Here is a 14,240-nt window from a genome sequence, read left to right as displayed (position 1 = left end):
GCCGCGGGCCTTCGCGTATCCGGGCGCCCGGGCATCGCGCCCGCAGGTCGCACGGCGACCGCGGCGCGGCCGCGGTGCTATGCGATAATCGCCCGTTATCCCGACGACGGCCCGGCCGCCGCACATGACCCACGATCCCATGCGGAACATCCGCAACTTCTCCATCATCGCCCACGTCGACCACGGCAAGTCGACCCTGGCCGACCGCATCATCCAGCTCTGCGGCGGCCTCCAGGCGCGCGAGATGGAGGCGCAGGTGCTCGACTCGAACCCGATCGAGCGCGAGCGCGGCATCACGATCAAGGCGCAGTCGGTCTCGCTGCCGTACACCGCGCGCGATGGCCAGACCTACCATCTGAACTTCATCGACACCCCCGGCCACGTCGACTTCAGCTACGAGGTCAGCCGCTCGCTGGCCGCCTGCGAAGGCGCCTTGCTGGTGGTCGATGCGGCCCAGGGCGTGGAGGCGCAGTCGGTCGCCAACTGCTACACCGCGGTCGAGCAGGGGCTCGAGGTGGTGCCGGTGCTCAACAAGATCGACCTGCCCACGGCCGACATCGAGCGGGCCAAGAACGAGATCGAGGCGGTCATCGGCATCGATGCCGAGGACGCGGTCGCGGTCAGCGCCAAGACCGGCCTAAACGTCGAAGAGGTGCTCGAGGCGATCGTGCACCGGATCCCGCCGCCCAAGCCGCGCGACACCGACAAGCTGCAGGCGTTGATCATCGACTCGTGGTTCGACAACTACCTGGGCGTGGTCTCGCTGGTGCGCGTGATGCAGGGCGAGATCAAGCCCGGCGCCAAGCTGCTGGTGATGTCGACCGGGCGTAGCCACCAGGTCGACAACGTCGGTGTGTTCACGCCCAAGCGCAAGCCGTTGCCGCAGCTGCGGGCCGGCGAGGTGGGCTGGATCACCGCCTCGATCAAGGACGTGCACGGCGCGCCGGTCGGCGACACCCTGACCCTGGCCGGCGATCCGGCGCCCAGCCCGCTGCCCGGTTTCCAGGAAATGCAGCCGCGCGTGTTCGCCGGCCTGTTCCCGATCGACGCCGAGGACTATCCGGCGCTGCGCGAGGCACTCGAGAAGCTGCGCCTCAACGACGCCGCGCTGCGCTTCGAGCCCGAGAGCTCGGAGGCGATGGGCTTCGGTTTCCGCTGCGGGTTCCTGGGCATGCTGCACATGGAGATCGTGCAGGAGCGGCTGGAGCGCGAGTACGACCTCGACCTGATCAGTACCGCGCCCACGGTGATCTACGAGGTGCTGCGCACCGACGGCGAGATCGTCAGCCTCGACAACCCGGCCAAGCTGCCGCCGGTCAACCAGATCGAGGAGATCCGCGAGCCGATCATCCGCGCCAACGTGCTGACCCCGCCCGACTACGTCGGCAACGTCATCACGCTGTGCGAGGAAAAGCGCGGCACGCAGATCGGCATCAGCTACCTGGGCAGCCAGGTCCAGATCAGCTACGAGCTGCCGATGGCCGAGGTCGTGCTCGACTTCTTCGACAAGCTCAAGTCGGTCAGCCGCGGCTACGCCTCGCTCGACTACCACTTCCTGCGGTTCCAGGCCGGGCCGTTCGTGCGCGTGGACACGCTGATCAACGGCGACAAGGTCGATGCGCTGTCGCTGATCGTCCATCGCCAGCATGCCGACCGCCGTGGCCGCGAGCTGACCGAGAAGATGAAGGAGCTCATTCCGCGGCAGATGTTCGATGTCGCGATCCAGGCCGCCGTGGGGTCGCAGATCATCGCCCGCACCACGGTCAAGGCGATGCGCAAGAACGTGCTGGCCAAGTGCTACGGCGGCGATATCTCGCGCAAGAAGAAGCTGCTCGAGAAGCAGAAGGAAGGCAAGAAGCGCATGAAGCAGGTCGGCCGCGTCGAGATCCCGCAGGAAGCGTTCCTGGCGGTGCTCAGCAACAGCCGTGATTCGTGATCGCAGGTCGGTGACCGGCGTGCGCCATGGCGACGCCGCGTTGTTCCCGATCATCGATCGCCCATCAGGCACCACCGCTCCCGAGGAGCTCGCATGAAATGGTTTGAGACTGCATTGGTCGTCCTGACGCTGCTGACCGGCGTCATCTGGTTGCTCGACAAGCTGGTGCTGGCCAAGCGGCGCGCGCGTCGCGGCGGGCTGATCGAGGAGAAGGAGCCGGTCGCGGTCGACTACGCCAAGGCCTTCTTCCCGGTCCTGTTCGTGGTGCTGATCCTGCGCAGTTTCGTCGCCGAGCCGTTCCGCATTCCGTCCAGTTCGATGATGCCAACGCTGCTGATCGGCGACTTCATCCTGGTCAACAAGTTCAGCTACGGCATCCGGTTGCCGATCACCAACAAGAAGGTCATCGACATCGGCGAGCCGGCACGCGGCGACGTGGTGGTGTTCCGCCCGCCGCAGCACCCCGACCAGGACTGGATCAAGCGCGTGATCGGCCTGCCGGGCGACACGGTCGAGTTCCGCGACAACCAGGTCTTCGTCAACGGCACCCCGTTCGGCTACCAGCGGCTGGGGACCTACGAAGGCGTGGGACGCGGTGCGGAGATGACAGGTGCCTCGCTCTATGAAGAGACGATGCCTGGCCGCAGCCACGAGATCCTGCACATCGACGAGGCCGCGCCGTTCCACATGGGCGAGGGACGCTACGAGGTCCCGCAGGGCCATTACTTCGTCATGGGCGACAACCGCGACCGCAGCGACGACGGCCGCTTCTGGGGTACGCTGCCGGAGACCCAACTGCGCGGCAAGGCGTTCCTGATCTGGATGAACGTCGATTCGCAGGCGCCGGGCTGGGTCGACTGGGGCCGGATCGGCAGCAGCATCCGCTGAGCCGGCGGACGCGACCTAAGGGGAACACCATGAAACGTACGCAACGCGGCATCACCTTGCTGGGCTTCGTCGTCGTGCTGGCGCTCATCGGCTTCTTCGCCTATGTGGGCATGAAGCTGTTTCCGATGTATTCGGAGTACTACAGCGTGCGCTCCGCGCTCAAGGGCCTGGCGGCCGAGCCGGGCATCGCCAGTGCGGACACCGCGCGGATCCGCGAGCTGTTTTTCCGTCGGCTGCAGATCAGCTATGCGGAGACCGTCAAGCCCCAGGACGTGACGATCACCCGCGTGCCCGAAGGCCTGCGCATGGACGTGAACTACGAAGCGCGCAAGCCGTTGATCGGCAATCTCGACGTGGTCGGCCGTTTCCAGGCCACCCAGACGTTCGCAGGCGATGGCGGGCGCGGTTGATCGCCAGCAGGGCCGGTTCGCAGGGCATGTGTTCCGCGACCCGGGGTTGCTGGCGCAGGCGCTGACCCACCGCAGCGCCGGTGCGCCGCACAACGAGCGGCTGGAGTTCCTCGGCGACGCGGTGCTCGGCGCGTTGATCGCCGAGGCGCTGTTCGCGCGCTGTCCCGGCGCCGACGAGGGCACCCTGACGCGGGCGCGGGCCGAACTGGTGCGCGAGTCATCGCTGGCCGCAGTCGCGCGCGACCTCGATCTGGGCGCGCGTCTGGTGCTGGGCCCTGGAGAGATGAAGTCCGGCGGGCATCGTCGCGATTCGATCCTGTCCGACGCGCTCGAGGCGGTGATCGCGGCCGTCTACCTCGATGCCGGCCTGGACACCTGCCGCACGGTGGTGTTGCCGCTGTTCGAGCGCGCATTGACGGCGCTGGCCAGCGGGCGGATCGCCAAGGATGCCAAGACCCGGCTGCAGGAATGGCTGCAGGCGCGGCAGCGTGCGCTGCCGGTCTACGAATTGCTGGCCGAGACCGGCGAGGAACACGCACGGACTTTCATCGTGCGCTGTGTGCTGGCCGATGCCGCGATCGCTGCCGAGGGGCAGGGCAGTTCCCGCCGCGCGGCCGAACAACAGGCTGCCGAGGGCGTGGTCGCGTTGCTCGAAGCCCGCACCTGAGTGCGGCGGACCGTCGCCGCCGGGCGATGCGGGTTTTTCCGTAGAATGCCGGCATGACAGATCCCCATTCCGCGCCGCATCGCGCCGGCTTCGTTGCCGTCATCGGTCGACCCAACGTCGGCAAGTCCACCCTGGTCAACGCGCTCGTGGGCGCCAAGGTCAGCATCGTCTCCAATCGACCCCAGACCACCCGGCACCGTCTGCTGGGCATCGCGACCCTGCCCGAGGGGCAACTGCTGCTGGTCGATACCCCGGGCATCCATCGCGAGCAGAAGCGCGCGATGAACCGGGTCATGAACCGCGCCGCACGCGGTGCGCTGGAAGGCGTGGATGTCGCCCTGCTGGTCGTGGTGGCCGGACGCTGGGACGAAGAGGACACGCTGGCGTTCGATGCGCTGCGCGGCGCCGGCGTGCCGGTGGTGCTGGTGGTCAACCAGATCGACCGGATGAAGGACAAGACCGCGTTGCTGCCGTACCTGCAGCAGGTCGTCGAGGGACGCGAGTTCGCCGGTGTGGTGCCGCTGTCGGCGCTCAAGCGCAATGGCCTGCAGCAACTGGTGTCGACGGTGCTGCCGCTGCTGCCCGAGCAGCCGCCGCTGTATGGCGAGGACGAGATCACCGACAAGAGCCAGCGCTTTCTTGCCGGTGAACTGGTGCGCGAGCAGTTGATGCGCCAGCTCGGCGCCGAATTGCCGTATGCCACGACCGTGGAGATCGAGAGCTTCACGGTCGATGGCGCGATGCTGCGTATCGGCGCGGTGATCTGGGTCGAGCGCGACGGCCAGAAGGCGATCGTCATCGGCAAGGGCGGTGCGCGGCTCAAGGACATCAGCACCAAGGCGCGCCTGCAGATGGAACGGCTGTTCGACGCCAAGGTGTTCCTGGAGACCTGGGTGCGCGTGCGCCAGGGCTGGTCTGACGACGAGGCGGCGCTCAAGGCCCTGGGCTACGGCGAGTGACCGAGGCCTGGGCCATGCACGAACAGGATGAGGCGGCGCGACTGCAAGGCCGTTGCCTGTGCGGCGGGGTGGTCCTGAGCGTGCCCGCCGGCACCCGCGAGGTGCATGCCTGCCACTGCGGGGCCTGCCGCCGTTTCCACGGCAGCTCGGCGCTGCTGCTGCCGGTGGGCACCGCTTTGCGCATCGAGGCCGGCGAGGCGCTGGTGCGCAGGTTCGCGTCCTCCGACTGGGCCGAACGCGCGTTCTGTGCGACCTGCGGCAGCAGCCTGTTCTTTGCGACCACCCGCGATGGCCAGCATTACGTCGCCGCGGGGGTGTTCGATGCGATCCCGGAGGCGCATTTCGCGCTCGAGATCTTTATCGATGCCAAGCCCGACTGGTACAGCCTCGCCGACCCGGACGAGAGTCTGACCGGCGAGGCGTTCTTCGCCCGCATCGGCGCGGGCTGAGGCGACGCCGGACGTCGGTGCGCATCGAGAACGAGCCCGCGTTCGTCCTGCATGCCCGGCCATGGCGGGAGACCAGCCTGCTGGTCGAGGTCCTGAGCCGCGAACACGGACGCCTGGGCCTGGTGGCGCGTGGCGTGCAGGGCCCGAAGAAGCACGTGCTGCGCGCGGCGCTGCAGCCGCTGCAGCATGTGCGGCTGGATGCGCAACTGCGCGGCGAGCTGGCGCAGTTGCGCAGCGCCGAGGCGCTCGACGCCGCGCCGCGGCTGCTCGGCGATGCGATGCTCGCCGGCTTCTATCTCAATGAGCTGGTGCTGCGCCTGGCGCCGCGCCAGGATCCGCTGCCCGAGTTGTACGACGCCTACGCCCGCGTGCGTGGGCGCCTGGCGTTGCCAGGCGAACTGGCCTGGAGCCTGCGCCGGTTCGAGCGCGCCTTGCTCGATGCGCTCGGTGTGGGCCTGCCGCTCGACACCGATGGCGACGGCCGCGCCATCGACCCGGCAGCGCGTTACCTGCTCGACCCCGAACACGGCCCGCGCCGGCTGCACCTCGACGGCGGCGCGGCCTCGCGCAGTGTGGCCGCAACCGGACGCGCCTTGCTCGCGCTGGCCGCCGATGGCGCGGCCCCCGACAGCGAGGACCTCGCTAGCCTGCGACGCGCCTTGCGTGCCGTGCTGGCGCATCACCTGGGCCCGCGAGGCCTCAAATCCTGGGAACTCGCGTCCCAGTTCGCGCGGCGCGGCACAGCGGGCGACCGGTAGCTGCCCGCGCGCTCACGCTGCCGCCAACGTCGCGTCGATGGCGGCGAGAAACCGATGCAGCGCCGGCTCCGATTCCGGCGCGGCGTGCAGGCTGGCGGCGGCTGCGCACAGGCGGTCGGCGCCGACAAAGCCGCAGCCGGCCCGCAGCTTGTGCAGCAGGCTGCGCATGGCGGGGGCATCGCCGCGCCGTGCCGCCAGCACGATGCCATCGCGCGCTTGCGGCAGTTCGCCTAGGAACAGCCCGCGCAGCGCATCGGCGTTGCCGACGTTGCCACCGACGGCCGCCAGCGCGGCCCGCGTGTTCCAGACCACCGGGCGACCGGACGCACAGGGCTCGATGTCGTCGTCGGCGAGCGTCGGGCGCGGCGGCGGGGCCGGGGCGACGACCGGTGCAGCGACCAGACTGCGAATCGCGGCGCGCCAGTTGGCGGCCGTCACCGGCTTGCTCAGCGCGAGCACGAAACCGGCCGCGCGCAGGGCATCGAGCGATTCGCGTTCACGCTCGGCGGTGTGCGCCAGGGCCGGCGTGTCCAGCCCCTGGGCGCGCAGACGGGCGAGCAGCTCGATGCCGCTGCCGTCGGGCAGGTTCGCGTCGATCAGCCAGGCATCGTGGGTATCGGCGGCAGCCAGCGTCAGGGCATCGGCGACCGTTCCGGCCACGTCCACCTCGGCCGGTAGCGCCGACGCTGCGGTGAGCAGGAAACTGCGGCTCGTGGGGTCGTCTTCGACCAGCAGCAATCTGGGCATCGGTCGCTCCATGCGATGAAGGTATCCTGCGGCGATGCCTCGCCGCCTGCTGCCGATCCTACCGCTGTTGCTGGCCTGTGTGCCGGTCGCGCAGGCGCGGACGGTCGAGGCCCGGATCGCGCAGGTCGACACCCCGGTCGCGGCGATGACCCAGGTCCGGCTGACGCTCGACTGGCCTGCCGATGCGCCCAACGGCCGGCTCCGGCTGCGCGCCGCGGACGTCGATGCCGGGGCGTTGGGGTGGCGGCTGCGCGATGTCGATTGGCGATGCCCGCTGAAACGGCTCGTGAACGAGGGGCGCGTGCGATGGCACTGCGAGGGACCCATCCGCGACCGCTCGGGGGCTGCGCTGCGACTCGCGCTCGAGCTCGATGCGCAGGACGTCGATGCCCGCCTGTCGGGTGAGGGGGGCGCCCTGACCCTGGCGCGCCGGGCGGCCACGCCCGAGCGCACGACCATCGACCTCAAGCGCGTCCCGGCGGCCTGGGCGCAGGCCCTGGTGCGCAGCGCATGGGAGGCCGCGCAGCTGCGCAAGGGGCGTCTGGATGGCGCACTGCGGATCGATGCGCCGGATGCGCAGCCGCTGCGCGTCGCTGGCACCCTGGCCGTGCACGATCTTGCGCTGGAGACCGCCGATGGTGCGATCGCGACCGAAGGCGTCGCCGCCGACCTGCGGCTCGATCTGCGTCTGCCCGATGCCGGTCCCGCGCTGCGGCTGGACGGCACGCTGCACGGGGGCGAGTGGCTGTTCGGTGCGGCGTATCTGGCCTTGCCACCCGCGCCGATCGGGATCGGCCTCGACCTCCAGCGCCGGGCCGACGGCGGTTGGGCGTTGCCGCGTCTGGCCTGGCACGACGGCGATACGCTGCAGCTTGACGGCGCCGGTGCGCTGTCGGCTGACGGCGCACTGCAGGTGCTCTCGCTCGATGCGACCAGCCGAGATGCCCATGCGCTGCCGGCGCGCTATCTATCCGGCTGGCTCGGCCCGGCTGGGCTGTCGGGGCTATCGCTGCAGGGCGGGTTCGACGCGTCGCTGGCGTTGGCCGGCGGCGTGTTGCGCACGGCGGACCTGCGCTTGCGCGGCCTGGACATCGGCGATGCGCAGGCGCGGTTCCGCTTCGACCGCATGCACGGCGCGCTGCGCTATTCGGCGTCCACGCCGGTGCACAGCACCTTCGCCTGGCAAGGCGGGGCGCTGTACGGCATGCCGTTCGATGCGGCGGCCTGGAGTCTGGAAAGCGCGGGGGGGCGTCTGCGGTTGCGCGAGCCGGTCGCGCTGTCGTTCCTCGGCGGCGAGGTCGGGTTCGAGGCGCTGGCGCTGGAACTGCCCGGGCACGCGGAGCGCGACGGCGACGGCCTGCGGATGCGCACCGCATTGCGGCTCGACGGCCTGGACATCGGTCGGCTGGCGCAGGCGTTGGCCTGGCCGGCATTCGAAGGCCGCCTGAGCGGCCACATCCCGACGGTGCGCTATGCAGACAACCGGATCGACTTCGAGGGCGGGTTGGCGATGCAGCTCTTCGATGGCCGCATCGATGTGTCGTCGTTGTCGATCGAGCGGCCGTTCGGGGTCGCGCCGACGGTGACCAGCGACCTGGCGTTGCAGGGGCTGGATCTGCAGGCGCTGACCGGCGTGTTCGGCTTCGGCAGCATCGAAGGGCGCCTGCACGGACGGATCGACGGGCTGCGCCTGGTCGACTGGGGCGCCACCGCATTCGATGCCGAGCTGCACACCGAACGCACGCCCGGGGTGCGTCAGCGCATCAGCCAGCGGGCGGTGCAGGACATCTCCAGCGTCGGCGACGCCTCGTTCGTCACCAGCCTGCAGGGCAAGGCAATCGCGCTGTTCGACGACTTCGGCTATCGCGGCATCGGCATCTCCTGCCGGCTGCGCAATCAGGTCTGCGCAATGGGCGGCCTGCATTCAGCGGGCAACGCCTTTACTATCGTCGACGGCGCGGGCCTGCCGCGGCTCGACGTCGTCGGTTACAACCGCGACGTCGACTGGCCGACGTTGGTCGAGCGCCTGGCTGCCGCCGCTGGCGGCGACGTGGCTCCGGTCATCGACTGAGCGCCACGCCCCGTATCGAGACAGGAGAACACCCGATGGCGCGTTGGATGGGATTGCCGGCCGTGGCCGCGCTCGCACTGACTGCATGCGTGACGATCAACGTCTATTTTCCCGCCGCCGAGGCCAAGGAGGCGGCGCGCGAGTTCGTCGAGAACGTGATCGGCGACACGCCGGCCGCGCAGCCGCCTGCGCCGTCGACGACGCCGGGCGGCGGCATGGCCCAGCGCGGCACGGGCTTCGATCCGTGGATGCTGCTGGGCATCGGCACCGCCCAGGCGCAGACCCCGGATGTCACGATCCGCACGCCGGCGATCCAGGCGATCCAGTCGCGCATGGAGCAGCGTTTCAACGGCACGCTGCGGCCGCATTTCGATTCCGGTGCGCTCGGCTTCGGCAGCAATGGCCTGATCGTGGTCCGCGATGCCTCGCAATTGCCGATCAAGGACCGGGTCGCGGTCAACACCGCGGTCGCCGACGACAACCGCGACCGCCAGGCGGTGTACCGCGAGATCGCGGTTGCCAACGGTCATCCCGAATGGGAGTCGCAGATCCGCGACGTGTTCGCGCGCCAGTGGATCCAGAGCGCGCGTCCGGGCTGGTGGTATCAGCAGGGCGGGACCTGGACGCAGAAGTAAGCTCTTCTCGAGTACGGAACGGGTTCGGCTTCGGATGGGTGGCGGCCTGCCGGCCGGAAGCCGCTTTCCCCTCGGCAAGTCCGCTGCGCGGTCCGGCTACGCGAAGCACGCGTAGCGTTCGCATGGAGTCGCGGCATGCCGCGCACTCCATGCTGACCTGCCTTGACTCGGGCGCGCCTCGCTGCAGAACCGGGATTCAAACCCGGGGTCAGAGTGCAGTTTCGCCTCGCGAAACTGCACTCTGACCCCGGTTGACCTCAGCTTTCCTTCTGCGTCTACCCGAAGTCGGGTTGCAACCGTCCATGGCAGCGACCTGCCGGCTGGTGGCCGCGTCGAGCGCGCCATGGATGGCGCGCGCCCGAGTCAAGGCAGGATGCCTTGCCGAGGGAAAAGCGGCTTCCGGCCGGCAGGTCGCTGCCCATCCGAAGCCAATCGCGCATCGTAGGTTTCGCCGGCCCGGTCCGACGGAGTGCCGGCTTCTGCGACAATACGCGGCCTTTCCGCCCGCAGCCTTCGCCACGTGGCCCGCAAACGCCTCGATCAGACTCCTTTCCAGGTCGACATCCTCGACCTGACCCACGATGGCCGCGGTGTCGCGCGGCTGCCCGACGGCAAGGCCGTATTCGTCGCCGGGGCGCTGCCGGGCGAGCAGGTCGTCGCCCAGCGCACCGCGCGCTCGCGCAGCTTTGACGAGGCGGTGACGCTCGAGGTGCTGCGGCCTTCCGAACACCGGATTGCGCCGCGCTGCGCGCATTTCGGCGTCTGTGGCGGCTGCGTATTGCAGCATCTCGACGCCGAGCAGCAGATCCAGGCCAAGCAACGCGTGCTGCGCGAGAACTTCGAGCGCATCGGTCATGTCACGCCGCAGCGCTGGATGGCACCGCTGGTCGACCGCGCCTGGGGCTACCGCCGCAAGGGCCGCTTCTCGGTGCGGCGCGTGGAGAAGAAGGACAAGACGCTGGTGGGCTTCCGCGAGCGCGATCCGCGCTTCGTCGCCGACCTGCACGAATGCCACACCGTGATCCCGCCGATCGGCGCCGCGATCCCGGCGCTGTGCGCGCTGGTCGACGGCCTCGATGGCCGCGGCGACATTCCGCAGATCGAATTCATCGCTGGCGACCCGACCCCCGAGTTCGACGGCGTGGCGCTGGTGTTCCGCCATCTGCAGCCGCTGGGCGAGCGCGACCTGGCGGCGCTGACCGCCTTCGGCCAGCAGCAGCGGATGGCGATCTTCCTGCAGCCGGGCGGCAACGACAGCGTGCATCCGCTGTGGCCGCAGGCGCCGGCGCTGGCGTTCCGGCTCGAGGCCTGGGATGTGGAGCTGAAGTTCCGGCCGCTGGATTTCATCCAGGTCAATGCGGGTCTCAACGGCACGATGATCGCGCGCACGCTCGACCTGCTGGACGTGCAACCCGACGACCGTGTGCTCGACCTGTTCTGCGGTCTGGGCAACTTCACGCTGCCGCTGGCGCGTCGCGTGCGCGAGGTCGTTGGTGTCGAGGGCGAGGCCGGGCTGGTTGCGCGCGCGCGGGAGAACGCCGCGCACAACGGCCTGGACAACGCGCAGTTCCATGCCGCCGATCTGACCCAGGACCAGCGCGGCGCGCCGTGGATGCGTCAGGGCTTCGACAAGCTGCTGCTCGACCCGCCGCGCTCGGGCGCGATCGATGTGCTGCGCCAACTGCCGCTCGAACGTTTCGCCCGCATCGTCTACGTCAGCTGCCACCCAGCGTCGCTGGCGCGCGATGCCGGCTATCTGGTCAACGAGCGCGGCTGGCGGCTCATCGACGCCGGGGTGATGGACATGTTCCCGCAGACCGCGCACGTCGAATCGATCGCGGTGTTCGAGAGGACGTAGCGCCATGGCAGTCGAAATCGAACGCAAGTTCCTGGTGACGTCCGACGCGTGGCGCAATGCCGCGCATGCGGTGGTGCCGATGGCGCAGGGCTACCTCAATGACATGGCCGCGCTCGACAGTGGGGCGCAGAAGGCCTCGGTGCGGGTGCGCATCGAGGGCGAGGCGGCGTTCGTGAACATCAAGTCGCGCGCGATCGGGCATACCCGGCAGGAGTTCGAGCTGCCGCTGCCGATCGCCGATGCGCACGCGCTGCTGACGCTGTGTGTCGGCGGCCGGGTCGAGAAGCGCCGACATCTGGTGCAGCACGGCGACCACCTGTGGGAGGTCGACGAGTTCCTCGGCGACAACGCCGGGCTGGTCGTGGCCGAGATCGAGCTGGACGACGCCAGCGAGGCCTTCGCGCGGCCCGAGTGGCTGGGCGAGGAGGTCACCGACCACAAGCGCTACTACAACCTGGCGCTCGCCGCGCATCCGTTCTCCCGCTGGGACGCTGCGGAACGCGATTGAGGCACGCGCGCGGCCGGTGACCGGCGCATGATGCGCGCATGAGAATCGATATCTGGTCCGACGTCGTCTGTCCCTGGTGCTGGATCGGCAAGCGCCGCCTGCAACGCGCCATCGCCCTGCTGGGCGACGACGCGCCGACGATCGACATCCATTGGTATCCCTTCCTGCTCGACCCCGACGCCGACGCCACGCCGGTGCCGCTGCGCGAGGCCTATGCGCGCAAGTTCGGCGGCGCCGAGCGCACCGCGCAGTTGCTGGCGCAGACCCAGGCCACCGCCCGCGCCGAAGGCCTGCCGTTCAATTTCGATCGCGGCCAGGTCCGTGTGACCACGCTGCCGGCGCACCGGCTGCTGGCGCTGGCCGCGCGCGAGGGCGACCCCGACGCGGTCGGTGAGGCGTTGTTCCACGCCCACTTCGCGCAAGGCCGCAATCTGGCCGATACCGAGGTGCTGGTGGAGGCGGGTGCAGCCGGTGGACTCGACGCGGCGCGCGTGCGAGCCTTGTTGGCCGGCGACGAAGGCGAGGCCGAGGTGCGGGCACAGATCGCGCAGGCCCAGGCGATGGGCATCCGCGCCGTGCCGACCTTCGTCTTCGATGGGCGGCTGGCGGTGCAGGGCGCGCAGCCGCCCGAGCAACTCGCCGCGACCTTGCGCCAGGCGCTGGCCGCCGCAGCACCTGCGTCGGCAGCCGGTGCCGCTTGCGGGCCGGACGGCTGCGCCTGAACACCGTGGTGCGCACGCCCGGCGCGATGCGCGCATCTGCGACAATGCCCGTCTGCGCCGCCCGGCGCGCTCGATGGAGATGTCCGCAATGCTCGTGATCGGCGTGGCCGGCACCGAACTCACCGCGCAGGAGCGCGACTGGCTGCAGCACGATGCCTGCGCCGGCGTGATCCTGTTCAAGCGCAACGTTGCTTCGCGCGCGCAGATCGCAGAACTGGCCGCCGCGATCCGTGAGGCCGCGCCGCGCCCGCAGCTGATCTGCGTCGATCAGGAAGGCGGCCGCGTGCAGCGCTTCGTGGACGGTTACACGGCGCTGCCGCCGCTGGCCGGCTTCGGCGTGCAGTACCGGACCGATCCCGATGCGGCGCTCGTCCAGGCGCGCGCGCATGCGCGGCGCATGGCCGAGGAAGTGCGCGGCAGCGGGGTCGACCTGAGCTTCGCGCCGGTGGTCGATGTCGGCCATGGCAACCTCGCGATCGGCGACCGAGCGTTCTCGGACGATCCGCAGATCGTCGCTGCGCTGACGCGCGCCTACGTCGACGGCATGCACGAGGCGGGCATGGCGGCCACGCTCAAGCACTTCCCGGGCCACGGCTCGGTCCGCGAGGACACCCACTTCGACCAGGCGGTCGATCGTCGCAGCCTCGAGGAGATTCGCGCGCACGACCTGGTGCCGTTCGTCGCCGGCATCGACGCTGGCGCCGACGCGGTGATGCTCGCGCACGTGACCTATCCGCAGGTCGCGCCGGAGCCGGCGGGGTACTCGCCGCGCTGGATCGAGACCATCCTGCGCGGTGAGCTGGGCTTTCGCGGCGTCGTGTTCTCCGACGACATCGGCATGGCCGCCGCGTTCTCGGCCGGCGGCATCAAGGCGCGCGTCGATGCGCACCTCGATGCCGGCTGCGACGTGGTGCTGGTCTGCCATCCCGAGCTCGTCGCCGAATCGCTCGCCGCCGTCGAAGGCCGCGCGCTCAACACCATGGCGCTGACCGGCCTGATCGGTCGCGGCCCCCTCGGCTGGGACGGCGCGCTCGCCGCAACTGCCCATCGCAACGGAGACATCGCATGAACATCCCCCGGCTCGACGACGTGCTCGACAGCGCGGATCTGCTGTTCGACCGCGACGTGCTCGACGAGGCGATCGAAGCGATGGCCGACGGCATCGCCGACGACTACGGCGACGACGAGGTGCCGCCGCTGTTCATCACGGTGATGCACGGCGGCATGCCGTTCGCCGCGCAACTGGCGTTCGCGCTGGGCGAGCGCGAGCTGGATCTGCAGTTCGACTATCTGCATGCCACCCGCTACCGCGGCGCGACCACCGGGTCGGGTCTGGCCTGGCTGCATCGTCCGGCCACGCCGCTGCAGGGTCGGCGTGTGCTGCTGGTCGATGACATCCTCGACGAAGGCCATACGCTCAAGGCCGTGCGGCACTGGTGCGAGGACCAGGGGGCGAGCGAGGTCCGCGTCGCGGTGCTCGCGGTCAAGGTGCACGACCGCTGCGTCGAGGGCGTGGAAGCCGACTACGTCGGCGTCGAAGTGCCCGACCGCTACGTGTTCGGCTACGGCATGGATTTCCACGAGCAGGGACGCAACCTGCCGGGGATCTACGCACTCGCCGACTGAGCATCG

At 69.9% G+C, this 14,240-nt stretch carries 15 protein-coding genes; 14 read left to right on the top strand and 1 reads right to left on the bottom strand.

Translation table 11 applies throughout. The features are described from left to right. Positions 1–139: 139 nt before the first annotated feature. The 7 genes from lepA (at position 140) to recO (ending at position 6,067) form a co-directional block, all read left to right on the top strand. The gene (lepA, locus tag FHW73_RS08790) at positions 140–1,936 is read left to right on the top strand and encodes a translation elongation factor 4 (RefSeq protein WP_183426533.1); all 1,797 of its coding nucleotides are present in this window, start codon (positions 140–142) and stop codon (positions 1,934–1,936) included. 93 nt (positions 1,937–2,029) lie between these two features. Beyond that, positions 2,030–2,824, top strand: coding sequence for a signal peptidase I (gene lepB, locus FHW73_RS08785; RefSeq protein ID WP_183426338.1), 795 nt, complete (start codon positions 2,030–2,032; stop codon positions 2,822–2,824). Positions 2,825–2,853: 29 nt separating this feature from the next. Next, entirely contained in the window at positions 2,854–3,234 is a 381-nt protein-coding gene (locus tag FHW73_RS08780; RefSeq protein ID WP_183426337.1) for a DUF4845 domain-containing protein, read from the top strand. Further along, complete coding sequence (gene rnc, locus FHW73_RS08775; protein WP_183426336.1) at positions 3,218–3,901, top strand: ribonuclease III; 684 nt, start codon at positions 3,218–3,220, stop codon at positions 3,899–3,901. Before FHW73_RS08780 ends, rnc begins: the two co-directional genes overlap by 17 nt. A gap of 53 nt (positions 3,902–3,954) precedes the next feature. Next, complete coding sequence (gene era / locus FHW73_RS08770; protein WP_183426335.1) at positions 3,955–4,860, top strand: GTPase Era; 906 nt, start codon at positions 3,955–3,957, stop codon at positions 4,858–4,860. Between the two features lie 14 nt (positions 4,861–4,874). After that, positions 4,875–5,309 (top strand): GFA family protein, encoded by a 435-nt coding sequence (locus tag FHW73_RS08765; RefSeq protein WP_183426334.1) that lies wholly within the window; start codon positions 4,875–4,877, stop codon positions 5,307–5,309. 17 nt (positions 5,310–5,326) lie between these two features. Beyond that, entirely contained in the window at positions 5,327–6,067 is a 741-nt protein-coding gene (gene recO / locus FHW73_RS08760) for a DNA repair protein RecO (RefSeq protein WP_183426333.1), read from the top strand. Between the two features lie 12 nt (positions 6,068–6,079). Here the strand turns inward: recO and FHW73_RS08755 are convergent, their stop codons facing one another. Continuing rightward, the gene (locus FHW73_RS08755) at positions 6,080–6,814 is read right to left on the bottom strand and encodes a response regulator (protein ID WP_183426332.1); all 735 of its coding nucleotides are present in this window, start codon (positions 6,812–6,814) and stop codon (positions 6,080–6,082) included. A gap of 34 nt (positions 6,815–6,848) precedes the next feature. On the opposite strand from FHW73_RS08755, the gene FHW73_RS08750 reads away from it, so the two are divergent. The 7 genes from FHW73_RS08750 to FHW73_RS08720 all read left to right on the top strand — a co-directional run bounded on the left by FHW73_RS08750 (position 6,849) and on the right by FHW73_RS08720 (position 14,234). Beyond that, complete coding sequence (locus tag FHW73_RS08750; RefSeq protein ID WP_183426331.1) at positions 6,849–8,885, top strand: DUF748 domain-containing protein; 2,037 nt, start codon at positions 6,849–6,851, stop codon at positions 8,883–8,885. Between the two features lie 35 nt (positions 8,886–8,920). After that, positions 8,921–9,520 (top strand): YdbL family protein, encoded by a 600-nt coding sequence (locus tag FHW73_RS08745; RefSeq protein WP_183426330.1) that lies wholly within the window; start codon positions 8,921–8,923, stop codon positions 9,518–9,520. A 520-nt stretch (positions 9,521–10,040) separates the two neighbouring features. Beyond that, complete coding sequence (gene rlmD, locus FHW73_RS08740) at positions 10,041–11,378, top strand: 23S rRNA (uracil(1939)-C(5))-methyltransferase RlmD (RefSeq protein ID WP_183426329.1); 1,338 nt, start codon at positions 10,041–10,043, stop codon at positions 11,376–11,378. 4 nt (positions 11,379–11,382) lie between these two features. Further along, the gene (locus tag FHW73_RS08735) at positions 11,383–11,886 is read left to right on the top strand and encodes a CYTH domain-containing protein (protein ID WP_183426328.1); all 504 of its coding nucleotides are present in this window, start codon (positions 11,383–11,385) and stop codon (positions 11,884–11,886) included. 38 nt (positions 11,887–11,924) lie between these two features. After that, positions 11,925–12,608: a DsbA family oxidoreductase gene (locus tag FHW73_RS08730; protein ID WP_183426327.1), complete on the top strand. Its 684-nt coding sequence runs from the start codon at positions 11,925–11,927 to the stop codon at positions 12,606–12,608. 88 nt (positions 12,609–12,696) lie between these two features. Beyond that, positions 12,697–13,677 (top strand): beta-N-acetylhexosaminidase, encoded by a 981-nt coding sequence (gene nagZ / locus FHW73_RS08725; RefSeq protein ID WP_183426532.1) that lies wholly within the window; start codon positions 12,697–12,699, stop codon positions 13,675–13,677. Beyond that, positions 13,674–14,234 carry a hypoxanthine-guanine phosphoribosyltransferase gene (locus FHW73_RS08720; protein WP_183426326.1) on the top strand — a complete coding sequence of 187 codons (561 nt, stop codon included), beginning with the start codon at positions 13,674–13,676 and terminating at the stop codon, positions 14,232–14,234. The genes nagZ and FHW73_RS08720 overlap by 4 nt, the downstream gene beginning before the upstream one ends. Positions 14,235–14,240: the final 6 nt, after the last annotated feature.

Source organism: Luteimonas sp. RC10, assembly GCF_014192745.1.
In the GTDB taxonomy this organism is placed as follows: Bacteria; Pseudomonadota; Gammaproteobacteria; order Xanthomonadales; family Xanthomonadaceae; genus Luteimonas.
The sequence above is the reverse complement of the archived record's forward strand: the minus strand, read 5'-3'. Positions and strand labels throughout refer to the sequence as shown.